General features: G+C 65.9%; 22 protein-coding genes, 2 tRNA genes and 1 pseudogene. 8 read left to right on the top strand and 17 right to left on the bottom strand.

The genetic code is table 11. From position 1 onward, the window contains the following. Nucleotides 1–76 precede the first annotated feature (76 nt). The 3 genes from ACZLZY_RS15850 (at nucleotide 77) to ACZLZY_RS15840 (ending at nucleotide 1,785) form a co-directional block, all read left to right on the top strand. The gene (locus ACZLZY_RS15850) at nucleotides 77–397 is read left to right on the top strand and encodes a helix-turn-helix domain-containing protein (RefSeq protein ID WP_472934693.1); all 321 of its coding nucleotides are present in this window, start codon (nucleotides 77–79) and stop codon (nucleotides 395–397) included. Continuing rightward, nucleotides 394–1,299, top strand: coding sequence for an ImmA/IrrE family metallo-endopeptidase (locus tag ACZLZY_RS15845; RefSeq protein WP_472934692.1), 906 nt, complete (start codon nucleotides 394–396; stop codon nucleotides 1,297–1,299). The genes ACZLZY_RS15850 and ACZLZY_RS15845 overlap by 4 nt, the downstream gene beginning before the upstream one ends. A 186-nt stretch (nucleotides 1,300–1,485) precedes the next feature. After that, nucleotides 1,486–1,785, top strand: coding sequence for a DEAD/DEAH box helicase family protein (locus ACZLZY_RS15840; RefSeq protein WP_472934738.1), 300 nt, complete (start codon nucleotides 1,486–1,488; stop codon nucleotides 1,783–1,785). On the opposite strand, the pseudogene ACZLZY_RS15835 reads toward ACZLZY_RS15840, so the two are convergent. Continuing rightward, nucleotides 1,727–1,873: pseudogene (locus ACZLZY_RS15835) on the bottom strand (damage-inducible protein); the annotation flags it as partial. The gene ACZLZY_RS15840 and the pseudogene ACZLZY_RS15835 sit on opposite strands and share 59 nt — an antisense overlap. Before the next feature lie 261 nt (nucleotides 1,874–2,134). Here ACZLZY_RS15835 and ACZLZY_RS15830 point away from each other — a divergent pair. Beyond that, a complete protein-coding gene (locus ACZLZY_RS15830) occupies nucleotides 2,135–2,338 on the top strand; it encodes a hypothetical protein (RefSeq protein WP_472934691.1) in 204 nt (67 codons plus the stop codon). Nucleotides 2,339–2,389: 51 nt separating this feature from the next. Here the strand turns inward: ACZLZY_RS15830 and ACZLZY_RS15825 are convergent, their stop codons facing one another. Beyond that, nucleotides 2,390–2,677 (bottom strand): hypothetical protein, encoded by a 288-nt coding sequence (locus tag ACZLZY_RS15825; RefSeq protein ID WP_472934690.1) that lies wholly within the window; start codon nucleotides 2,675–2,677, stop codon nucleotides 2,390–2,392. A 251-nt stretch (nucleotides 2,678–2,928) separates the two neighbouring features. Here ACZLZY_RS15825 and ACZLZY_RS15820 point away from each other — a divergent pair, with 251 nt between their 5' ends. Beyond that, nucleotides 2,929–3,549, top strand: a complete 621-nt coding sequence (locus tag ACZLZY_RS15820) for a hypothetical protein (RefSeq protein WP_472934689.1) — start codon at nucleotides 2,929–2,931, stop codon at nucleotides 3,547–3,549. 236 nt (nucleotides 3,550–3,785) lie between these two features. On the opposite strand, the gene ACZLZY_RS15815 is transcribed toward ACZLZY_RS15820, so the two are convergent. Both ACZLZY_RS15815 and ACZLZY_RS15810 read right to left on the bottom strand, forming a co-directional pair. Continuing rightward, complete coding sequence (locus tag ACZLZY_RS15815; RefSeq protein WP_472934688.1) at nucleotides 3,786–4,115, bottom strand: hypothetical protein; 330 nt, start codon at nucleotides 4,113–4,115, stop codon at nucleotides 3,786–3,788. A 106-nt stretch (nucleotides 4,116–4,221) separates the two neighbouring features. After that, a complete protein-coding gene (locus ACZLZY_RS15810; RefSeq protein WP_472934687.1) occupies nucleotides 4,222–4,347 on the bottom strand; it encodes a hypothetical protein in 126 nt (41 codons plus the stop codon). Between the two features lie 149 nt (nucleotides 4,348–4,496). Here ACZLZY_RS15810 and ACZLZY_RS15805 point away from each other — a divergent pair, with 149 nt between their 5' ends. Next, nucleotides 4,497–5,036, top strand: a complete 540-nt coding sequence (locus ACZLZY_RS15805; protein ID WP_472934686.1) for a hypothetical protein — start codon at nucleotides 4,497–4,499, stop codon at nucleotides 5,034–5,036. Here ACZLZY_RS15805 and ACZLZY_RS15800 read toward each other — a convergent pair. The 4 genes from ACZLZY_RS15800 to ACZLZY_RS15785 all read right to left on the bottom strand — a co-directional run bounded on the left by ACZLZY_RS15800 (nucleotide 5,033) and on the right by ACZLZY_RS15785 (nucleotide 6,612). Next, nucleotides 5,033–5,263, bottom strand: coding sequence for a hypothetical protein (locus ACZLZY_RS15800; protein ID WP_472934685.1), 231 nt, complete (start codon nucleotides 5,261–5,263; stop codon nucleotides 5,033–5,035). The two genes, ACZLZY_RS15805 and ACZLZY_RS15800, sit on opposite strands and share 4 nt — an antisense overlap. A 9-nt stretch (nucleotides 5,264–5,272) precedes the next feature. Next, nucleotides 5,273–5,623 (bottom strand): metallophosphoesterase family protein, encoded by a 351-nt coding sequence (locus tag ACZLZY_RS15795; RefSeq protein WP_472934684.1) that lies wholly within the window; start codon nucleotides 5,621–5,623, stop codon nucleotides 5,273–5,275. A gap of 124 nt (nucleotides 5,624–5,747) precedes the next feature. Further along, the gene (locus ACZLZY_RS15790) at nucleotides 5,748–6,365 is read right to left on the bottom strand and encodes a hypothetical protein (protein ID WP_472934683.1); all 618 of its coding nucleotides are present in this window, start codon (nucleotides 6,363–6,365) and stop codon (nucleotides 5,748–5,750) included. 170 nt (nucleotides 6,366–6,535) lie between these two features. After that, nucleotides 6,536–6,612 (bottom strand) — tRNA-Pro (locus ACZLZY_RS15785). Nucleotides 6,613–6,758: 146 nt separating this feature from the next. On the opposite strand from ACZLZY_RS15785, the gene ACZLZY_RS15780 reads away from it, so the two are divergent. Then, a tRNA-Gln gene (locus tag ACZLZY_RS15780) sits at nucleotides 6,759–6,833 on the top strand. Nucleotides 6,834–6,933: 100 nt separating this feature from the next. On the opposite strand, the gene ACZLZY_RS15775 is transcribed toward ACZLZY_RS15780, so the two are convergent. The 8 genes from ACZLZY_RS15775 to ACZLZY_RS15740 all read right to left on the bottom strand — a co-directional run bounded on the left by ACZLZY_RS15775 (nucleotide 6,934) and on the right by ACZLZY_RS15740 (nucleotide 18,048). After that, nucleotides 6,934–7,425: a hypothetical protein gene (locus tag ACZLZY_RS15775; RefSeq protein ID WP_472934682.1), complete on the bottom strand. Its 492-nt coding sequence runs from the start codon at nucleotides 7,423–7,425 to the stop codon at nucleotides 6,934–6,936. Continuing rightward, nucleotides 7,418–8,806 carry a ferritin-like domain-containing protein gene (locus ACZLZY_RS15770; protein ID WP_472934681.1) on the bottom strand — a complete coding sequence of 463 codons (1,389 nt, stop codon included), beginning with the start codon at nucleotides 8,804–8,806 and terminating at the stop codon, nucleotides 7,418–7,420. The genes ACZLZY_RS15775 and ACZLZY_RS15770 overlap by 8 nt, the downstream gene beginning before the upstream one ends. Before the next feature lie 26 nt (nucleotides 8,807–8,832). Continuing rightward, entirely contained in the window at nucleotides 8,833–10,725 is a 1,893-nt protein-coding gene (locus ACZLZY_RS15765; protein ID WP_472934680.1) for a GMC family oxidoreductase, read from the bottom strand. A 15-nt stretch (nucleotides 10,726–10,740) separates the two neighbouring features. Continuing rightward, nucleotides 10,741–13,206, bottom strand: a complete 2,466-nt coding sequence (locus tag ACZLZY_RS15760) for a glycoside hydrolase family 15 protein (protein ID WP_472934679.1) — start codon at nucleotides 13,204–13,206, stop codon at nucleotides 10,741–10,743. A gap of 111 nt (nucleotides 13,207–13,317) precedes the next feature. Further along, nucleotides 13,318–14,970, bottom strand: a complete 1,653-nt coding sequence (locus ACZLZY_RS15755) for an alpha-keto acid decarboxylase family protein (protein ID WP_472934678.1) — start codon at nucleotides 14,968–14,970, stop codon at nucleotides 13,318–13,320. A gap of 141 nt (nucleotides 14,971–15,111) precedes the next feature. After that, nucleotides 15,112–15,936 (bottom strand): MBL fold metallo-hydrolase, encoded by an 825-nt coding sequence (locus tag ACZLZY_RS15750; RefSeq protein WP_472934677.1) that lies wholly within the window; start codon nucleotides 15,934–15,936, stop codon nucleotides 15,112–15,114. A 98-nt stretch (nucleotides 15,937–16,034) separates the two neighbouring features. After that, the gene (locus ACZLZY_RS15745; protein ID WP_472934676.1) at nucleotides 16,035–17,078 is read right to left on the bottom strand and encodes a sugar phosphate isomerase/epimerase family protein; all 1,044 of its coding nucleotides are present in this window, start codon (nucleotides 17,076–17,078) and stop codon (nucleotides 16,035–16,037) included. A gap of 16 nt (nucleotides 17,079–17,094) precedes the next feature. After that, nucleotides 17,095–18,048, bottom strand: coding sequence for a TIM barrel protein (locus ACZLZY_RS15740; RefSeq protein WP_472934675.1), 954 nt, complete (start codon nucleotides 18,046–18,048; stop codon nucleotides 17,095–17,097). 538 nt (nucleotides 18,049–18,586) lie between these two features. Between ACZLZY_RS15740 and ACZLZY_RS15735 the strand changes: the two genes are divergently transcribed. Then, nucleotides 18,587–20,020: a mannose-1-phosphate guanylyltransferase/mannose-6-phosphate isomerase gene (locus ACZLZY_RS15735; RefSeq protein WP_472934674.1), complete on the top strand. Its 1,434-nt coding sequence runs from the start codon at nucleotides 18,587–18,589 to the stop codon at nucleotides 20,018–20,020. A gap of 97 nt (nucleotides 20,021–20,117) precedes the next feature. Here the strand turns inward: ACZLZY_RS15735 and ACZLZY_RS15730 are convergent, their stop codons facing one another. Beyond that, on the bottom strand, nucleotides 20,118–20,513 hold the full coding sequence (locus ACZLZY_RS15730) for a DUF983 domain-containing protein (RefSeq protein WP_472934673.1): 396 nt from the start codon (nucleotides 20,511–20,513) through the stop codon (nucleotides 20,118–20,120). Nucleotides 20,514–20,521 lie beyond the last annotated feature (8 nt).

Here is a 20,521-nt window from a genome sequence, read left to right as displayed (position 1 = left end):
TCAAGGGTCCTACGGTAAGTCCACAGCGAACGCGGGGGACGGCGATTCGGACAGGCGCGACGACGGGAAGGACACGATGAGCTTCGGCCCGAGGATCAAGGAGCTCCGGACGGCCAAGGGGCTGACGCTGGACCAGCTTGCGGCGGCGACGGGATCGTCGAAGAGCTACGTCTGGGAACTGGAGAACAAAAACCCGCCGCGCCCGTCGGCCGAGAAGCTGTCGGCGATCGCCGCCGCACTCGGCGTGACCGTCGACTACCTGATGGGCGCCGACGGCCAGACGCTTGGCGACGCCGAGGACAAGGCGTTCTTCCGCGAGTACAGCGGCATGCCCGCAGACACGAAGCGCCAGTTGCGCGAGATCGCGAAGACGCTCGGGGGCAAGCCGCGGACATGACCGATGGACGCCCGCGCCCGGTCAAGGAGGCGGCAAGGATCACTACCCTGCTGGACCAGTTGAAGGGAACGGACAGGTTCGATCGCGGCCCGCTCGACGTGGAGGAACTGGCGCTCGAATATTCGGCGCAGACGGCACGCGAGACGCCCATAGTCGAGATCGATGACCGCGATCTGCCGGGTTGCACGGGCGCCCTCCTCTACAGCGACGACGTGCCACGGAACTGGGGCATCTACTGCAACTTCGGCCAGTCTCCCGGAAGGCGGCGCTTCACGGTCGCGCACGAGTTCGGACACTACGTCCTGCATCGCCGGATGATCGAGGACGACGGCGCGTTCACAGGCGGCATCTACTGCGACGAGGACAGCGTCCACCAGGGAGGCGGTCAGGGAATCGAAAGGGAAGCCGACTCGTTCGCAGCCAACCTGCTTATGCCCCTCAACGACTTTCGTCGGGTGCTGACCGCATGCGCGCGGCCCGACTTCGATCAGCTCGGGACGCTGGCGGATAGGTACGGGGTCTCGTTGACGGCCGCGATACTCCGCTGGCTCGAGTACACGGAAACCAGGGCCTTGGTCGTGGTGTCGAACGAGGGATTTGCGCTTTGGTCCAAGCCAAGCGGCCCGGCCTTGAAGACAGGTACCTTCATCAAGACGAAGAACACGATGTATGAGCTTCCCGCACGCTCGGCCGCCGTGACGGGCGAACACTCGGACGAGACTCGGTCCGGCATCGTCCAACCTGCGGGTACGTGGTTCAGCGAGTCCGTCGTCGAGATGTGCCTGCGAGCCGGCCGTCAAGATCAGGAGATCACCCTGCTGCATCTCGAGGGGACCGGGCCGCGATACCAAGCGGAGGCGACGGAGGAGGACACCTACGACCGTTTCATGCGGCCAAGGTAAGTTCCAGCTAGCCTCCCAGCCGATGCCGAGCCTCGAGGCCGACGCCCGCTCCAAGTCTGTCGCAACCCAGCGGGCGTCGCCTTCCGAACCTTCGAGAGTCAGACTTCTGCGGGATCCGAGTCAGACACCAACCTTGTTTGAGTCACGGTTCTCAGCCTCGCTACATCCGGCAATACCTACGAGACCCTGCGTCTCGCCATCGACGCGCCGACGGCCGAGATCCTGTCGCCGCTCCGCCTACTCGCGCACGAGGACCGCGAGGGCCTCGGTGCCGCCGGACTGCGCGCCGGGCTCATCACGGGCGAGGAGCGCGACACCGGCGACGATGTGATCCACTACGCCCGCACCATCGAGACGATCGACGTTGGACGCCGCGTCGACGTCGCCGTCATCGACGAGATCCAGATGCTGGCGGACGAGCAGCGCGGCTGCCATCGCAAGCCTCCACTTCGAAGTCCGCGCACTCACCGGCACGGCATCGGATAAGTTCAAGAAGCCAGCGCGCTCGGCCGACGCTAGGCACGAGAAGCGAGGCCAATGGCAAGGCAGGGATACGCCACCGGGTGCCCGCGGCCGCATGCCGGACCTCGATGACAAGTCACGTCCCCAAACACCAGCTTCGATCTGACCGATTTCAGGAACAGCGGTCGCTCCTATCTTATGATGCCCTTGGATCGCCGGAACTTGCGCGGGGCGCTGGCTTGCAGGCATCGCCGCGGCGGCCGCCGTCGCCACAGCGATCCTTCTGCGGACCTAAAGGGGGCAGGCAGTCACATCTGGGTCTCCCGGCAGACTGACGAGGCGCTCGAATCCTTTAGAAGTAGGAACCGCACGGATGACCAGGTTGATCAGATGGACGACCGCGCTCGCCGCGACGAGCTTGCTCGCTGGGTGCAGCACGACGGGTAGTGCCGGGTGCGACGGCTGGCGACCCATCCGGCCGTCCGCGTCGGACGTCGCCACGCTCACCGACGGCACCATCCGTCAGATCGTCGAGCACAACGCGCACGGCGCCGCGACCTGCGGATCGAAGCCGTAAAACGAAAGAGGCCCCGGCAGTGATGCCGGGGCCTCTGTTGTCTGAAGTGCGCTATCCGCAGGTCACGTATTCGCCCGGCGCGACTTGGATGAAGCTCTTGGACTCCCGGTCAGCGACGAAGGCCTCGAGCGTGCCGAGGTCGTCAGACCACTCGCCCGGGAAGTGCCTCATGTGCAACTCCGTCCCGTCGGCGAAGTTGATCTGCATGTAGTTCGAGTAGGACATCGTGTGGTGGCTGATCTCGTAGGTCGCCCCCTCCCGTTTGACCGCCTTCCGGAAGTCGTTTGCCGGGTTCCACTTTACGACGCGCTTCTGCTTGGCCTTCTTCTGAACCGCCATACTTTATCTCCCGTAATTTTTCGCCGCTCTTTTGTTGCGACAACTTCAATATCTCATTTCTATAAATGCATGTCAAATCTCGTTCTATCTAAGCATCTGAAATTGCTGCGTTTTGTGGAAAAAATCGCTTCCTGACACCCACCAAACCCCTATTCCGTGGGATCACGGAAACTTGAAGTCCGCCGTTTTCAGCTTGTTCCGTGCGCCGCCCGCGAAGAGCCTTGAGATCCAACTCGAGGGAGAAAACACACATGCTCGCAGCCATCGTCGCCGCGCTCCGCAACGCCGCTTCCGCCATCGCCTCTGGACTTCGGTGGTGCTGGTGGGCCATCGACGGGGCGCTCCACGCCCCGTTCCGACTTCTCGGCGGCGGTGGCGGCGGCTCGGTGCCGCACCCCGGCTATCAGCCTCCCGTCGAGGACCCGACGGCCGAGATCGCGCAGACCATCGCCGCGAGGGGCCGATCACGTGTGCTGAAGGGCGCGTTGCCGGACGACCTCGCGCCGAGCGCCGCCGGCACCGACCCGGTTGCGAAGGCGGTGCACGGCTTCGCGTCGTCGCTTCCTTCCGAGCGCGACCGCGTGTCGCTCGCTGCGCTCTCGCCCGACCAGCACGCGTGGCTCCTGCGGCAGGGCCCAGACGATCTCGCGCGGATGGCGGCTGCGGGCGGGCTGGTCTGCGGAAGATTGGCGACGGGCAAAGCGGGCGGCGCACTCGGGGTGCAGCCGTGCCGTCGCCGCGAGCCTGAGCTCAATGTCGTTGTGCCGAATCTCGCGGATCACGGGCCGGCCGTGCGCCTGGACTACGCGCCGGGCTTCGCCGCGCGCGTCGACGCGATGCACCCACGCCCGCGCAGGCGTCGGGCGGCGTAGTACGGAAAACGGCGAAACGAGAACGGGGACCCGGCATCATACCGGGTCCCCGTTCTCATTTCAGGATTCGTGCTTCGAGCTCGGATCGGTCGTTTCGGGAGGTCCAATCACCCCGACGACCTCAGTCTCGCGTCTCTGGAGGCCTTTCCTGCGGGCCTCCAGACGCGCGAGGACCTCGTCTTGCAGTTCGGGCCACTCGTGGAGCGCATGCAGGCCGTGAGCGACGAAGATGTCGCTCATTGGGCCAGCGCGCGGATGACGTCGTTGCGCTCGGCGACGGCGCGGCGGAGCTGCGCGACTTCGAGGCGGAGGTCCTCGGCCTCGTCCTGCGCATCGAGGGCGGCCGTCACCGCGACCTTGGCGAGAGCGGCCATCGACGCGGCGTTGTGGCGGGCTTCGCCGAGGGCGTGGTCCCAGGCTGCGTAGGCTTGGGCGTCGGCACGATCCGCGCGGCCCTGACGAATGGCATCGAGGAGGCCCATCATGGTCTGATGCATGACGATGCCGGCGATGGCGCCCGTGCCGATGAGGGACGACTGAACTGCATGGGGGTTGGTAAACGCCACGGCGGAATCTCCTTGGATGCGGGCCGCAACCTGGCGCCCTCGGAAGCCGGCGTCAATGATCGCATGCCGGGATGGCCGGCGAAGGGCTCATAGGATCGTTCAAGGTTTACGCGTCGGCCGCAGCGTCGACGTCGTGCCAGTCGTCGTCGTTGATCTCACCGAGGGCGATGCGCTCGATGCGGTCAGCCTCGGCCTCTATCTCGTCCCACAGCGGGTAGGCTTCGTCGGTCATGGCGCTCTCCTCGCATCAAGGAGAGCGCGGCCGGCGGATTGCGACAAGGTCGCCGCATGTGATCTCAAGGTCACCAGCGATGGCCGTAGGCTACCTTCAGATAACACGCGGCAACGCGTCCTCAACGCCTGGCATGCTCAGTCGCTCGCATGGCAGACCTGTATCACCACACGGACACGGCGCGGCTGCCGTTCATCCTCCAGTCCGGCGAACTCCGCCCCGGTAAGAACCGCATCGGGGGCTTCCCGACGCCGGACTTTCTGTGGGCGACGACGAGTGCGAACGGCGACCGGACGGCCACCGCGCATCGCGGCCCGTACTGGCGTTCCGGCAACCTGTGGCACGCGCGCTTTGTTCTCGACGAGGCCCACTTCGAGAAGTGGACGGATGTCCGAAACGGCCTCCTCAACTGGACAGACACCCAGATCGCGAAGCTCGAGTCGTCCAATGGTGCCGCGCCCGACGAGTGGTGGTGCCGTATCGACCCGTTGCCCCTGTCCGCCTGCAAGGCGATCGAGGTGCGTTCGTACTCGGTCAACCGCTGGCGCGCCGCTGACCTCGGGCGACCCATCGAGGTCGAAGTCGACGAAGGCGAGGCCCTCAGGATCGACGTCGGCGGTCGCGCCTTCACATCCGCGCGGTATGCCCCTTCAGGGCCATTCGCATCCAACTCGTACGACATTCTCTAGTTGTCCGACGGCTCCGCCTCGTCGTCGATCTCGCTGACGTCCCGCCCCGCCCGCGCGTCGTCGAGCATCGCCTGCTGCCGCTCCAACGTCGGGCGGAGATCCTCAAGCGTCACCGGGCGGTAGTCCCAGCAGTCCACGCCGACATCGACGCTGCGCCCGACGCCGGGCAAGTTGCCATGGCTATGGCCGAAGAGGTGCACGGCGCCGTATTGAAGGCCCGGCCACACACGGAGGGCCTAGTGGTCGAGCACGAGGGGCAACTTCTCCCCCGGGTGCCGTAGCAGGAGGCGATCTCGCGGCGCAGAGGCCCACGGGAGGGACCGAACCTTCAAGGCGTCGTGGTTGCCGACGATGAGGTGCTTGCGGCCCTTCAGGCGCTTGAAGATCTCGGCCCCGCGCTCGGCCGACGCACCCATCGTGAAGTCGCCGAGGTGGTAGACGATGTCGTTGCCGCGGACGCGCTCGTTCCAGCGCTTGATCAGCTCCTCATCCATGTCATCGACGGACAGGAAGGGGCGGTCGCACATCGCGATGATGCCGCGATGGCCGTAGTGGGTGTCGGACGTGAAGTAGATCTCGGATGCCATGGGGTCGCTCTCATGTCGGGGTGCGCGTCGTCGCGGCCCCCGGAGGGACCGTCAGGCGGTGCGGCGACGTATGAGGTGTGAGCTTGAGATCATGGAGCCTTGTGCGGCGTCGCGGGGTCGGGCGTCAAGGAGGAGTGAGGGTCTTCAATGCGCGAACGACGAGACACTGCCGCCGAAGCTCGATGAGGTCATCAGAAAGACCTGAGTGCAGTAGAGCGGCGCCGAGGAGGCTCATGCATGCCTCCGTCTGGAGCATGCTCTCCGGAAAAGGTGTTGCCATGACGTCGCGCGTGGCAACAGCGGCGGCCCGCGCGTCAGCGATATGGCCATCCGACGGACCGCCGGAAACGAAGGCCTCGTAGACGAGTAGCTCTCCAGGCATCGTCGGTAGACGTGTCCAGTCCTGCCAAGCGACCGCATGCGGCACTGCTGCGTGCAGGCTATCGAGGATCCACGGGACGACCGCCAGCGCGATCGCCGTCGTCGTCGCGCCCGCAGCAACGCTCCATGCTCGGCTGCCTTCGCCGGGGCGCGCCTTAAGCAGAGCCTGCACCTGCCGGCCGGCGGGGACATACATCGGGGCCTCGAAGCCCAGGACCATCGGCCCGATGCTCGAGACTTCGGAAAGGACCCTGATCAGCTCGTCGGGGTCCGTGCCGCCGACGTCGAGGCTGTCGCCGATAACGGCCCAGCCGAGATTACCCTTGGCGGGAGACCCAATGTCGACGGCGGCGAAGTGCATCTCGAATCTCGCAAACGAAGGGCGGAGGATTGCACTATGCATGCCCCGGCATCGATTCGTGATGGATCGACCGGGGTTTCCAGCGCTCGTATCTGTCGCGGTATCTGTCGCGGCAACCCAAATCGCCTTCGGGAGGCTCTAAAATTCGATAGAGCTTTCAGTGGGTTGCATGGTCGGAGTGGCAGGATTCGAACCTGCGACCCCCTCGTCCCGAACGAGGTGCGCTACCAGGCTGCGCTACACTCCGTGACCTGCGAGGGCTCTATAGCCGCCGCCGAACGCGGCTGCAAGTTGGTTCGCGGGAATCTTTTTCAAGGTGCCGGTCCGGGTGAGAGCGGCGTTGCAAGCCTTCGGCGGAGGCGGTATAGAACCGCCGTTCGGCTGAGCTGCCGATGGGGCGTCGCCAAGTGGTAAGGCAGCGGCTTTTGGTGCCGCCATTCCCAGGTTCGAATCCTGGCGCCCCAGCCACGACTTAGCTTCGTGACAATTGCCTTTGCGCAAAATCCGCTTCTCACCTGCACAATCTCCGACACCGTCAGCGCAGCGCCCGGCAATGCCCGGCGCCGCGTCAGATGCACTCCTCCGGAATCGGCAAGGGCACCGGTGGGAGGACCCAGGACTGGTGGCCGCCCGGCTTGGCGCCGGCGGGATGGGCGCCGACGGCGGGACCGAGGAGGGATTCGGCATAGGCGTGGGGAAACGGGATGAAGGTCCTGTCGCCGGGCCGCGCACCGAAATTCGCCCGCCAGGTCGGCGGCAGCTCGAACCAGACCGCGCTGTACCAGAGCTTGGTGATGTTGCGGGCGATCGGGCCGAACTCCGGATGGTTGCGGATCGCCCCTTCCAGGCTGCATGCCGAGGACGCGCGTTGTCCATCGACGTTGCGGACGACCTTGCAGTTCTCGTAGGCATCGAGAAGCCGCTGCAGCCTCTCGGGCCCGACGATGCGTTCGACCACCGCGAAATAGCGCGGGCCGTAGCCGGTCCCCAGAAGATCGAAGCGCGAGAGGCCGCAAAGCTGCACGGAAAGGCTGAGGAAGCTGTCGAGGGGATCACACATGGCGGCCCGCCCCTTCTGCAGGAGCGGCGGACGGAACGGTTGTCGGCGTCCCCCCGGGACCGGAGGGAATTCGGGAAGCCCCCTTCAGCGCGGTCTTCGGCACGCTGTCGGGATAAAGGACCTCGTCCATCTCGAAGGTCGGTGCCGCATGAAAGGCGGTGCCGGGCAGCGGGTGGCGCACGAGCCGCTCCATCGCGTCCTTGATCGCGAACATTTCTGAGGTGAAGACGCTGCCGAGCATTTCGGGATAGCCGTTGAAGGCCTGGGTGAGAAGGCCGAGGAAACGCTGGTAGCGGCCGTTGAACAGGCGGGCGTGGCGCTGGAGCTCGGGATGGCCGGCGTAATCGGCGACCTTGGCGTTGGCCTTCACCGGGAAGACCGCCGCCATGTCCACCGGAAACCGGCCGCCCGTGGGGTGGCCGGGCGCATCGCCCGTCCCGTCCTTGTTCGGATCGCGGTAGTAGCGCCGCTGGCGGATCTGGTCGAAGCGGTAGTAATGGGCGAGTTCGCCGCCGGGATCGTAGACGCTTTCCGTGCCGCCCTCGCCCTGGCTGGCGATGAAGTCGATCGCCTTCAGGGCGCTGGTGAGGTCGGTCACCATCGTCAGGTCGCCCCCCGCGGAGTAATAGTATTTCGGGTCGACCTGCCGCCGGGGGTCGCCGCAGAAGAGAGCCTCGGCGCCGAGCTCCAGCGTCAACTCGACGAAGCCGAGATGGATTGCCTTGTAGAACTCGCCAATGCTCCAATAGTGCAGCTCGATATCCACGCCGTCATCGGCGAGCGCCGGAACCCGCGGGACCAGCGACCGCCCGGCCTCAGAGATCGACTTGCGCAGGGTCGTCAGCCGGTGGTGCGGCACGACGGCGATGTCGTATTGCAGTTCAAAGGCGCCCTCCCCCGACGCTCTGATCGGCACCAGTGTGTTCTCCGCTTTGAAAATGGAGAGATCCATCTGGTTGCTCGACACGGATACCGTCTTGCGGAGGCGCTCGAAGCGCCCCTCATGCTCGGGCTGCAGGCTGGTCGGCCGCTCGATCGCCAGAAAAATCTCCAGCGCATGGTCGCAGAGCGTCTCGATTCCAACCTCGAAATCGTCCTGGCCGGTCGGCAGATGCGTCGGATAGCGCGGAACGAAGCCCTCGGCGACAAGATCCGGCGAGCCGCCGATGGCGTTGAGGAGGTTCGCCGCGAAGGTCAGATGCAGCATCTCCTCCTTCGCGACGGCGCGGATGATGTCGATCGACGGCCGGTTGACCTCGGCATTCGCGGCATAGGCGGCGGTGAGATAAGGCGGGATGGTCGCGTGCTCGAGCTGCAGGGCGACCTGAAGATACTGCTTCAGCTGGTCGACGGTCTCGATGATCGTGCTGGGGGATTCCATGACAGGCTCTCGCTTTCAGAGGGAGGTCATATGTGGGCGAGAAGGGCGTCCGCGGTCCTGAGGCAGAGCGCCGCCGCCGTCAGCGTGGTGTTGGACGATCCGATCGAGGGCATGCTGCCCGGCCCGACGAGGTAGAGATTGGGGTGATCCCAGGACTTCTGGGCGTCGTCGACGACCGAGTTCTCCCGCACCGTCCCCATGACATGCGTGCCGGAGAGATGGTTGCCGCCGCGAATGGCATAGCTCTCGCCATTGTAGGAGACGTAGCCGTAGTCCCACGGGTCGTAGTGGGTGAAATCCTCGACACCGATTTTCTCGAACATCCGCCGCGACAGGCCGCGGGCGTATTCCGCCGTCGCCATGCTGTAGTCGTCGATCTTCATGTCGACGACGGGCCGCATGTTGCCGAGACGGTCGACATGGCGCGGATCGACGGTGACGCGGCTCGCGGGATCGGCCGGCATCTCGATCATGAAGGCGAGCAGCAGCTGGCGGGACAGGCGCCGGCCGAGCGCCTCGCGCAAAGCGCGGCCGGAGAGGTTGTCCTGGTCGACGAACTCGACGAGATCGGCGAGCGGCGAGCCGGTTGCCCAGCCCCAGCCATCATTGTGAATGTCGGCTGCGAACGAGGCGTAGCGGTTGCGGAAGTCACCTTGCCGGAAATTGCAGAGACCGGAGGTGCAGGAGGGGCCCCTTCCCGTTCCGGCATCCTCGGGCAGCAGGCCCCAGGTCAGGAGATAGGGATGGTCCATCAGGTGGCGGCCGGTGAGATCGTTGACGGGGTGGCCGTTCTCGGCCGCCGAGGCCAGCATCAGCCGGGCGTTCTCGACCGCATTTGCCGCGAGGATGAAGACTTTCGCGCGTACGCGGCCGACCGTGTGCGCCGGCGACCGGCGGTCCGAATAGCGCTTGAACTCGATCTCCGTCACCGCGCCGGTCTCGGGATCGAGGATGATGCGGCTCGCCACCGCCTGGTCGAGCAGCTTGGCGCGGCCGGTGCCGATGGCCTTGATCAGCGTCTTGCGCGCGTCGTAGCGGGCCTGGACCGGGCAGAGCGGGACGCAGTTGGTGTTGCCCTGGCAGCGCTCGCCCTCCTCGGTCTGGTGCAGGCTGATGGCACCCGACGGCGAGAATGCCGCGCCGCCGTTGAACTTGGCGTAAGCCGGGTTCGGATCGGCGTTCTTGGCCTGCGGAAAGGTGATCCAGTCGATGTCGACCGGCGTGCCGCCGATCTCGTCGCGCATGCCGGAGAGGCGCTCGGCGACGATGCGGTCGAGATAGCTCGGCTGCAGCTCGACCATCGGATAGACGTAGTCCTCGCTGCTGTACTCGACGCCGACCGTGCGCTGCGCCGCCGCGTCGCCGGATACGCCGAGCAAAAATTCCGCCCGGTCGTAATAGGGCTTGAGATCGTCGAGCCCGATCGGCCAGTCCAGCCCGCGGCCGAACCGGCTCTTCAGCTGGAAATCCTCCCGCAGCATGCGGATGGCCTTGGCCTCCCAATGGACCGTCGTGCCGCCGAGCACGCGGGTATAGACGGAGTCGCTGACATAGGGTCCTGACTGGACCCAGTACGCCTCGGTGTTCGTCTGCCCCGCCTTCAGCGTGCGCAGGTCCGGTCCGCGCGGCATTTCGGCATTCGGGTTGCGCGGGAACGGCGCGTTGTTGTCCTTGTTCGGGTTGCCGTAGAAGGTTTCGAGAAACCGCTGGAAACCGTTCTGCGAGAGGTCGCGGCCTAGCCCCGCCTCGAGGATCAGGACGCGGCATCCCTTCTCGGTGAGCGCGCTGGCGATGATGGCGCCCGAAATGCCGGCGCCGACGATGACGGCATCGTAGTCGCCGGCGATGGCTTCCTCGGTGGCGACGGTGGGCGCAAGGCTTGCGAAGGGGTGTTCGGCATCTGACAGGGCTTCTGACATGGGAAAACCGACCGTCTAGGGGTGGAGGTTGATGGTGAAGTTGGACCCTTGCCAGCTCTGGCTGGAGAGCCAGTAGAAGGTGAAGGTCAGCGCCGATCCGGCCGCGCCGGGAAGCGTCGGTAGATCGGCATAGTAGATGCCGACCTCGGTGCCGGTGGCCGTATGATCTTCGAAGCTCTGCCAGTCATCCTTCGTCCAGCGCAGGCGGAAGGGCGACGGCAGCGGAATGCGGACGGTCTTGCCGGCCGGCATGGACAGGAACTGGCGGTCGAAATTCCAGACCTCGAGCGGGCTCTTGGCGTGCGGCTTGAGGTAGCGGTCGGCGACCGGATCGATCCGGTCGAAAACCCGGCCGTCCGACACCGAGCGCACCAGCTTGATGTATTCGGCATGCCCCCAGGCAAGTGGCATGGCCGAGCCGGTAGGGCCGCCCGTCTCCAGCGGCGGATAGATGTTCGGAAGGTTGGGGGCGTTCCACAGCTGCTCGGCGATGAGGCCGCGCGCGCCGGCAAAAGCTTCGAGGGTGCGCACATAGGGCTTGGCGTCGCGTCCGGCGGCGACCTCGTAATGCGCGCGCTCGCCGGTCAGCAGCGGCCAGGGCCGACCGACCCCGGTCGAGCCGAAAGGCTCGCCATTGTCGCCTTGCCCGTAACCGTCATGGTTGTAGCGGCGGTAGCATGGTCCTTGCGGCAGGTTGTCCTTCAGCTCGGCATCGATGATCGCGACGGTGTTCTTGATGATCGGGTCGTCGGCGGCGCGGATGCCGAAACGGACGAGTTCGAGAAAGCCGCCGTCGACGACGTTGCGGGCCGGAAAGGCGCCGCCGCCCTGGATGTTCTTGAGGTAGACGATGGCGGTATTCGGATCCTCGGGCAGCGAGGGGTTGCGGTTGCCCCAGGATTTGACCTCCGTCGGCAGGATGCGGATGTAGTGCTCGGCAATGCCCGACACGAGTTCGCCCTTTGTGGTGACGCACCAGGCCTCGAGATGGGATTCGAGGAAGTCCGCGTGCTCGCGCAGGAAGTTTGCCGTCACCGGGTCGCCCCAGTGGTTCTCGGCAAGATCGGCCGCGCAGATGAGACCGGCGATGTTGGCGGCGAGCGTCGAGGGCGAATAGCCCTCGTTCTCCTCCCAGCGCTCCTCCTGCGTCATCGGGCCCTTGGCGATCACCGCGCCCGAGGCCGCCAGCACCATCGGCCGGGGATTATAGGACTGCAGCGCCTTCGCCTGCGTCAGGTGATAGGCGAGGATGACGGGATAGGAGAGTTCGTCGAGCTGGACGCCGTCCCAGTAGGGCACGCCGTTGATAAAGAAGTTCTGGTGAAACCCGCCGTCCGGCGACTGGTTGGTCGCCAGGAACATCAGCGCCCGCAACGGCAGGTCCATCTCGCCGGCCGCCAGGAGCGCCGTCGCGCTCTGGCACATGTCGCGCGGCCAGACGAGGTGGTAGCCGGCGTTCTCGTCGCGGTTGTTGTAGCCCCAGGGGATGGAGAGCGAGGCGACCAGCGCGCCTTGCGAGCTCTTGTCCTCATGCGTCATGAGAACGTTGCGGCTGAGGTTGAAGAGACGGTCCTTGTCGCCCGTCGTCTTGGGCACCGGCTTGAAGCCGGGAGAGGCGAGGCGCGCTTCGACCCAGTCGTTGATGTAGGTCTGCAGCTGGCCGCGCGGCGCCTCTTGGTCGAAGGGATAGCTCAGCGCCTCGCGGATCATCACCATGGCCGGGTTCGGCTGGGAGGAATTGCCGTCCCGGTCGAGGCAGAAGCCGAGGCCGAGGACGAATTCGGTGTCGGTGCCGCGGGCGATCTCGCCCATCACAGCGACATTGCCGTTCTCGGCGCAGTGATAGTCCCAGACCGGCAGGCGGCGGTTGCCGATGATGTCGGTCCAGCCGTCGTTCACCCCGACATAGCCGCAGCTGGTATGGCCGAGGCCGCAGCTGGCATTCAGCGCCAGCCAGAAGTCGCCGTGCCGGGCGACGAGCTTCTTGCCGTCGGTGGTCACCGCGACATAGGCCGAATTGGCGGAGCCTTGCCCCCCCAGATGCGGCGCGAGAAGCGCGTACACCTTCAGCCCCGCGAGGAAAGCCGCGTCGTCGCTGATGAGGCGGGTGCGGATGAGGAGGCAGGAGGAGTCCGACGAGGCGATGATCTCCTGGACCACCGAATAGGGCTGGCCGATCGCCGTGCTGGTCAGCCGGAAGGCCGGGGCGCGCGGGTCGATCGCCTCCCACTCATGCGTGAAGTCGCGCTGCGCGTCGTGGAAGAAAGTGACGCCGTCGGTGAACATCAGTTGGAGGTCGCGGATCTGCGGCGTGTCGACGTCGGGAAAGTAGATCTCGGTGACGATGCCGCCGGCGGCGGTGAACCAGATCCGGCTCGCCGACGAGAAGGCGGTCCCGATCGCGTCCTTGTCGGCGCGGGTCCACATGGCGGTGGCGCCAGGGCCGCCGGGGGCTGGGTGGTCGGTCAGCAGCGTTGCCATGGTTTTCCCTTGTTCGGGTTATGGCCACCGGATGGTGGGCCATGCTGCGGGACGGAAAGAAGCGGCAGAGGATGCAGGGGATGCGGCAGGCAAAGCGGCGGCGGGACGGTGCTAGTCCTTCTTCCAGGTCGCGTTGTTCGGGATCGAGTGATCGGCGACGACGACCTGGATGATCGACGGACTGCCGGAATGCGCCTTGGCGGAAAGGATCGCCTCCTCCAGCGCGCCATAGGTCGACACCTTCCAGCCGCGGCAGCCGAAGACGGCGGCCAGCTCGCTGTAGTTCCAGGGATGCAGGATGCAGGCGGTGTAGAAGGGCTTGCCCGACGTGAACACCGAGGCGTCCGCCAGCCATTGCTCGACGCCGTAGACGCCGTTGTCGATGACGAAGATGATCGGGTCGAGCTTCAGGCGGGTCTGCGTCGACAGGCACTGCGCGGTCATCTGGAACCCGCCGTCGCCGGAGAACACCATCATCCGCTGGTGGTCTTCCTTGGCAAGGCAGACGCCGGTCGCGGCCGGGCCGCTATAGCCGATCGCCGAGTAGGAGGACTGGACGATGAAGCCGCGCGGCTGGCTGACCTTCAGGAGCAGACTGCCGAAATAGTTGAGGCTGGCATCGCTGCCGACGATGGTATCGGCGTCGATGTGGCGGGGAATGACGTCGTAGAAGCCTTGGTAGGTGATGGTGTCGCCGGGGTCCTTGTCGGCCGGGACCGGTTCACAGGCGGCGGGACGCTCGATATTGCGCCGCAAACCCCGCTGGAGCAGACCGTTGATCAGATGCTGAAGGGTCACCTGCGCGCTGAAATAGGTGCCGTACTTCACCGTCTCCATCGAGACGAAAGCGGTCTTGTCGTAGTCGACGGTCCAGCCGAGAACGTTGATGTCGGTCAGCCAGACCCCGAGCGCCAGGACGAAATCGGCATCCTTGACGAGCTTCTGCGTGGCGCTGGCGGAAGACATGCCGTCGAAGACGCCGGCAAACTGCGGGTCGTCCTCGGACAGGACGGCCTTGCTGAGGAGCTCGGTCACGTAGGGAATGTTCAGCTGGCGCACGAGGCGCTCGGTCTCGGCGTGCAGGCCGAAACGATCGACCTCGACGCCGATCCAGACCAGCGGATTTTTCGCCTGCTGCAGCCGGTCGCCGAGCCGCTGGACCGCGTCTGCAAGGTTTGTGGCATCGGACAGCGCGCGTGCCGGACGCAAAGGCCTTTCCGGGCGGGCGCATTCGAGGTCGATCATGTCCTCCAGAAGCTCGATGTAGACCGGGCGTCTTTCGGTGATGCACTGGGTCAGAGCATAGTCGATCTGCATCGGCCCGATCTCCGGGCTGTCGACGCGCACCGCGGCGGCGGTGATGTACTCGAAGACCTGCAGGTCGGTCTCGCGCCCGCTGATGAAATGATGCGAGCTGAAGCCGGTCTGCTCGAAGGTCAGCGTGCGCTTGATGCTGGGCGCGCCGTTGATGAGGACGATGGGCACCCGCTCGACATAGGCGCCGGCGAGCGCGTTCACCGCGCAGAGCGCGCCGGCCGAATAGGTGGTGCAGAGCGCGCCGATCCCCTTCAGCCTTGCATAGCCGTCGGCGGCATAGCCGGCATTCAGCTCGTTGACCTCGGCGACGACCTCGATGCCGCTGGTGGCGGCGTAGCGGGTGATCCACTGGATCGAATAGTCGCCGGCGATCGAGAACAGATGCCGGAGGCCCAGTTCGTGCAGCCTGTCGGCGAGATATTGTCCGACCGTGTATCGCTGTTCCATCGGGGTGACGCCTTCTTGGCTGAGGGCATTTTTACCGGGCAGCAGACCGCCATGCGTCCGGCCGGGCGCACAAGGAGTGCCCATCTGGTTGATTCCGAATGCTGCTGTACCGACGGGGCAAACACTCCGCCGCCGTATGCGCTAGTAGTCGCTCGCGCTGCCGAACAGGCGCGGCAGGTAGATGTCAAAGATTCCGGGGCAGAGGCGGCCGGGATAGCGCTGCAGCAGGAAGTGCTTGAAGGCGTCGCCGGTCAGGCCCTCGCCGACTGCCGCAAGGGCGGCGGACAGGTATTCGATGTTGCCGGCGATTTCCGCCTTGCCGGCGGGAACGCCGTGGCCGGGCAGGAACAGATCGTAGTCCGACAGGAGCAGCCGCTGCAGGACGCCGATCCAGTGGGCCATGTGCTGCGTGAGGTAGAGATGCGTGCCGCTGTAAAGGAGGTCCTGGGCGATGAAGACGCCGAGGTCCGGCAGCCCGATCGTCAGCAGGAAATCGATCTCCGTGTCGACGACGCGGTCGAAGACATACTTGATGCCACCGATGACCTCTTCGCCCGGACTGATGCTGTAGGTCGGAATGACGACCGTCTCCGGCGCCAGCCGTCCGAGCTTCCAGTGATCCTGGCGCGAGTCCTCGCCATGCTCTTCGAGGAAGCTGATGGTTTCCGGCAGCGCATGGATGGCGACGTCGGCGAAGGCATCGCCGAGGCCAAACCAGTGGTCGGGGTGGCGGTGCGAGAGGTAGAGCCGGTCGATCGGCTTGTTCAGGCTGTCCGCATAGGCCCGGAACTGCCGGGCATAGGGCGCGAGAAACTGGCCGTCGATCAGCACCAGCACGTTCTCGCTCTCGACGATGTGGGTCGCATTGGCGATGTTGTCGCCGGTATAGGCCGAGATGAAGGTGTGGATGCGGACGTCGCCCGCCTGGTGGGCGATGATGATGGGATCCGGCAAGGGCGCGACCATGGAAGTCTCCGGGCTTCGTCCGAAAGGGAACAGCGGTTTCTGCAGGTGCATCCACGCCGGTGTAACCAGACCGTCGGCAGCCTGTCCGGCGGGCAGACTCAAACGTGGGCGGCTGGATTGGTCGCGGCTCGTCTTGCGGCGTTGATGGCCATCTGCTCCCGCAGCACGGCAAGCCCGGCGCGGGCGACGTCGTAGGCGCTGTCGCGCCCCTTTTCCGGCACGTCCTCGCCAGGCCGCCAGAACCGCCGGCGCGCCATCCGCATCGAGCTGTCGAAGGGCGGGATCGCGTTGAACACCTCGACGAGGTAGGGCCCGGAATAGACCGGCTCGATCTCGCCGAGCATGACGTCCCAGGGGATCCAGCTGTCCTTCACCGCCCCGCGGTCCGGGGCCGAGATGTGGACGTAGAACAGCCGCTTCTCGCGGGCGGCGCGGACGACGTTCTGGCGGAAGATCGCCGGGCCCTGGCTTTCCATCACCACCTGGGCCGTATCGATCGTCACCCCGCAGCGCGGACTATCGGCATGGGCGAGGAAATCCAGCGCCTCCGACACCATGTTCGGCGGCGGCGTCTCCCAGCTCTTCACCGGCTCGATCGCCAGTTTCACCCCCTTCTCGGAAGCATACTCGGTCAGCGCATGGAACAGCCGCCGTGCCGCCTGGTAGCGCGGTTTCATCCAGTCCTGAAGCGCGTCGCTGACGATCGGATCGCCGCTGTCGGTCAGCGGAAACACGCCGTAGGGATAGAGGAAGGGGCCGGACATGATCGAGTCGCCATCGCCGATGATGGCCGTGATGTCGACCCGCGACTTCAGATAGGACAGGGCCTCGCGGCGCTGTTCCTCATAGGGCGATGTCGGATCGAAGGTGCGCGTGGTGCCGACATTCGTGGTGAACTTCAGGCCCTTCAGACCGGCATCGTCGAGGGTCTTCTTGAGGAGGACATAGCGCTCGACCTCGGCGCGATGGTCGCGCTCCGCGGCGCCGACGGCGATGTGGAGATCGAAGCCGGTATAGCCCATTTCGGCCAGCGCCTTCATGTGCCGGACCAGCAGCTTGGCGTAGTCAGCGTCGCCGGGGCGCAGGTCGGCGGTGAACATGAAGAAGCTGAAGTAGATCTCACGCTGGACGGCTTTGGTCATCTCACCACCGGTCATCTCACCACCCCAGATGTTGGCGCAGAAACGCGCGGGCTGTGCGGGCGCTCTGCAGCGGATTGGCCTTGGCGGGATCCTGCTCGGCTTCGATGACCATCCACCGGTGATAGCCGACCTGCTGCAGGATCTGCAGGACGGGGCGAAGGTCGAGGCTCCCCTCGGGATCGCCGGGCACCGTGAAGATGCCTTGCAGGATCGCCTGGTAGAAACTGAAATCCTGATCCACCGCCGGCGCCAGAACCGCGCCGCGCACATTCTTCAGGTGCACGTGGGTGATGCGCTCGGCATAGCGGCGGGTGAACTCGACCAGCGCCCGCTGCCCATCGGCCGCGTCGTGCCCGGCCTCCCGCTGCGCAAGAGCGCTACCGTAGTGAAGGTGCGCGGTGTCGAGGCAGAGGCCGACATAGGCGGGGTTGGTCGCGTCCATCAGCCGGCCGGCCTCCGCATAGGTCATGACGCCGGTGCCGACATGCGGGTGATAGCTGAGCTGCATGCCTTGCTCGTGCGCGTACCGTCCGGCCTCGTTCAGCGAGCGCGTCAGGAGATACCATTGCGGCTCGTTGAAGACCGGCCGGCCCGTCAGCACCGGCACCGTCCGGATCTGATTCACCGCGCCGGCGAGCTCGGCGACGACGACATCCTGCGCCCCTACCGTCTTCAGGAAAGCCACCTGCGCCTGGAACGCCGCCATGGCGGCCGCTGCGTCGATCCCGGTGGTGAAGCTCGTGCCGGCCCAGGTGCTGGCGATCTTCAGATGGCGCCTGCGCAGGGCCTGAAGGAGCGAGGGAAGATGCACGGGATAGTTGTGCCCGGTGCTGCCGCCCTCGAACCCCGCTTCGACGGTCTCGTCGAGGATTTTCTGATAGGGCACGTCATTGCCGATCTCCGGAAAGTCGTCATTGGTCCATCCGGTCGGCTGAATGCCGAAGCTCATCCGCTGCGGGGATGTCGTCATGGATCTGCCTTTTCTCTCGGAAGGAGGAAATGCCGGATACCCGTGAAAATTGCTGAGTTTCTGATGACTTTGCGGAAAGAATTCTTCCGGTTATTTATCCGCCAGGGACTGTATGCTTACAGAACAGGCTACAGGGTTGTTGAGACTCTTGCCGCGAACCGTTCCGCCTTCGGTTGTTTCCGGCGGCAGATCATGGGCCGGCAATGTCAGATGATGTAGCAGGGACCCTCTGTGGTTGCAATTTCAGATTGCATCGCCAGCAAACCGCTCAACCTGAACACGGGGCCAGTGAGGCGAAGGCTCCACGGCCGAAGGACCACGGATCTTCCCGGCCGCCGGCCGACGAAGTGCGCTCTCCCCATCGGCAGTCCGGCGCGCGGTCGCGCAGAACCTTCCCGGACTATCGAGGACGGCGACCGATTCATCTCTCCGGCACCACGGCGACGGAAAAGCCGGGCGGCAAATTGCGTCGGGGGGGCGATCTCGGCTAATCGTCGCGCAGCGTCGCGGCAGGCGGCGCGCGATGCGAGGAACGGCGATGACGATCTACCCGGTGATCCTGTCCGGCGGCTCCGGCACGCGGCTCTGGCCGCTGTCGCGCGCCATGCATCCCAAGCAGTTCATCCGCTTCTTCGAGGACCGGCCGAGCTTTCTCGGCGCCACGCTCGAGCGGCTCGGCACGACCGCCGGCGTCGCGGCACCGACGATCCTCTGCAACAACGACCACCGCTTCCTTGTCCGCGCCGAATGCGACGCGGCCGGCATCACGCCGAAGATGATGGTGCTGGAGCCGGAGGCGCGCAACACCGCCCCGGCGATTGCGGCCGCCGCCATGCTGCTCGTCGACGAGGATCCCGAGGCGATCCTCTGCGTCATGCCCTCCGATCACCTGATCGCAGACGTGCCGGGCTTTGCCGCCGGCGTCGCCAAGGCGGCCGAGGTAGCGCGCACCGGCCGGCTGGTGCTGTTCGGCATCACGCCGACCGAGCCGAACACCGGCTATGGCTACATCCAGTCGGGCGACGCGCTGGCCGGGGGCACGGCATCGAACGTCCGCCGCTTCGCCGAGAAGCCGGATGCCGAAACCGCGCGCGGCTACCTCGCCAGCGGCGACTATGCCTGGAACAGCGGCATCTTCCTGCTGCACGGGCGCACCTTCCTCTCGGAAATGGCGCGGCTGGAGCCGGAGATCTCGGCGGCCGTCAGGGCCTCGGTCGACGGCGCGGTGCGCGATCTCGACTTCATCCGGCTGGAGACGGCGAGCTTTGCGCGCGCGCGCTCGGTCTCGGTCGACTATGCCGTGATGGAGCGCACCGACCGGGCCGCCGTGGTGCCGCTCAGCGTCGGCTGGAGCGATGTCGGCTCCTGGGCCTCGCTCTGGGATGCCTCCGTGCACGATGCCGACGGCAATGCGGTGCACAGCGATGCCGTGCTGATCGACACCGCGAACACCTACATCCATTCGGAGCGCTCGCTCGTCGCCACGCTCGGCGTCAGCGACCTCGTCATCGTCGACACGCCGGACGCGCTGCTGGTCGCCGACCGCTCCCGCTCGCAGGAGGTCGGCGCGATCGTCCAGCGCCTGAAGCTCGGCGGGCGGCGCGAGCACGAACAACACCTCAAGAACCACCGCCCCTGGGGCTATTTCGAGACGCTGTCGCTGCAGCAGCGCTTCCAGGTCAAGGTGCTGCATGTGACGCCGGGCAGCCAGCTCTCGCTGCAGATGCACCACCACCGCTCCGAGCACTGGATCGTCGTCAAGGGCACGGCGAAGGTGACCGTCGGCGACGAGGTGCGCTTCGCCCGCGAGAACGAGAGCCTCTACATCCAGGCGACGCAGTGGCACCGGCTGGAGAACCCCGGCAAGGTGCCGCTCGAACTGATCGAGGTGCAGATCGGCAGCTATCTCGGCGAGGACGACATCGTGCGGAGCGACGACGTCTATAACCGCTCGCCCGGCGAGACCAAGTAGGCCGCCCGCCTCTCGGCGAGATCAGCGCGCGGCCGGAATATGGCGGACGCCAGGAACGGCCCGACGGCAGCCGCCGACAGCCTGCCGGACGACAGCTTCAATCGTCCGGCCCCACCAGCCGCCCTTGCTCGGCCTTGTGGAAATACTGGCTGGCGACGAGCCATCCCTTCAGCGGCCGCAGCGGCAGGAGGCAGCTGAGGAGGATGACGGGGACGCTGACGAAGACATGCACCCAGATCGACACGTCGAAGGCGACCTCCAGCCAGACGGCGAAGAGCACCGAGGGAATGCAGGCAAAGCAGATGACGAAAAAGGCCGGTCCGTCGGCGGGATCGGCGAAGCTGTAGTCGAGCCCGCAGACCTCGCAGCGCGGGGCGATGGTCAGGAAGCCGTCGAACAGCGCGCCTTGGCCGCAGCGGGGGCAGCGGCAGCGCAGGCCGACCTTCCTCGGATCGAGCGGCGGCCATTCGGAAGAGATCGGCGGGACGGTCATGGGCACTT

The sequence above is a fragment of the Mesocryomonas lacus genome (genome assembly GCF_055730135.2).
Note: the sequence above shows the minus strand (reverse complement) of the source record. Positions and strands in the feature narration are given on the sequence as shown.

Coding starts and splice junctions, on each gene's coding strand:
- ACZLZY_RS15850 (WP_472934693.1), top strand. CDS start 77: ATGAGCTTCGGCCCGAGGATCAAGGAGCTCCGGACGGCCAAGGGGCTG.
- ACZLZY_RS15845 (WP_472934692.1), top strand. CDS start 394: ATGACCGATGGACGCCCGCGCCCGGTCAAGGAGGCGGCAAGGATCACT.
- ACZLZY_RS15830 (WP_472934691.1), top strand. CDS start 2,135: ATGACCAGGTTGATCAGATGGACGACCGCGCTCGCCGCGACGAGCTTG.
- ACZLZY_RS15825 (WP_472934690.1), bottom strand. CDS start 2,677: ATGGCGGTTCAGAAGAAGGCCAAGCAGAAGCGCGTCGTAAAGTGGAAC.
- ACZLZY_RS15820 (WP_472934689.1), top strand. CDS start 2,929: ATGCTCGCAGCCATCGTCGCCGCGCTCCGCAACGCCGCTTCCGCCATC.
- ACZLZY_RS15810 (WP_472934687.1), bottom strand. CDS start 4,347: ATGACCGACGAAGCCTACCCGCTGTGGGACGAGATAGAGGCCGAGGCT.
- ACZLZY_RS15805 (WP_472934686.1), top strand. CDS start 4,497: ATGGCAGACCTGTATCACCACACGGACACGGCGCGGCTGCCGTTCATC.
- ACZLZY_RS15795 (WP_472934684.1), bottom strand. CDS start 5,623: ATGGCATCCGAGATCTACTTCACGTCCGACACCCACTACGGCCATCGC.
- ACZLZY_RS15790 (WP_472934683.1), bottom strand. CDS start 6,365: ATGCACTTCGCCGCCGTCGACATTGGGTCTCCCGCCAAGGGTAATCTC.
- ACZLZY_RS15775 (WP_472934682.1), bottom strand. CDS start 7,425: ATGTGTGATCCCCTCGACAGCTTCCTCAGCCTTTCCGTGCAGCTTTGC.
- ACZLZY_RS15770 (WP_472934681.1), bottom strand. CDS start 8,806: ATGGAATCCCCCAGCACGATCATCGAGACCGTCGACCAGCTGAAGCAG.
- ACZLZY_RS15765 (WP_472934680.1), bottom strand. CDS start 10,725: ATGTCAGAAGCCCTGTCAGATGCCGAACACCCCTTCGCAAGCCTTGCG.
- ACZLZY_RS15760 (WP_472934679.1), bottom strand. CDS start 13,206: ATGGCAACGCTGCTGACCGACCACCCAGCCCCCGGCGGCCCTGGCGCC.
- ACZLZY_RS15755 (WP_472934678.1), bottom strand. CDS start 14,970: ATGGAACAGCGATACACGGTCGGACAATATCTCGCCGACAGGCTGCAC.
- ACZLZY_RS15750 (WP_472934677.1), bottom strand. CDS start 15,936: ATGGTCGCGCCCTTGCCGGATCCCATCATCATCGCCCACCAGGCGGGC.
- ACZLZY_RS15745 (WP_472934676.1), bottom strand. CDS start 17,078: ATGACCAAAGCCGTCCAGCGTGAGATCTACTTCAGCTTCTTCATGTTC.
- ACZLZY_RS15740 (WP_472934675.1), bottom strand. CDS start 18,048: ATGACGACATCCCCGCAGCGGATGAGCTTCGGCATTCAGCCGACCGGA.
- ACZLZY_RS15735 (WP_472934674.1), top strand. CDS start 18,587: ATGACGATCTACCCGGTGATCCTGTCCGGCGGCTCCGGCACGCGGCTC.
- ACZLZY_RS15730 (WP_472934673.1), bottom strand. CDS start 20,513: ATGACCGTCCCGCCGATCTCTTCCGAATGGCCGCCGCTCGATCCGAGG.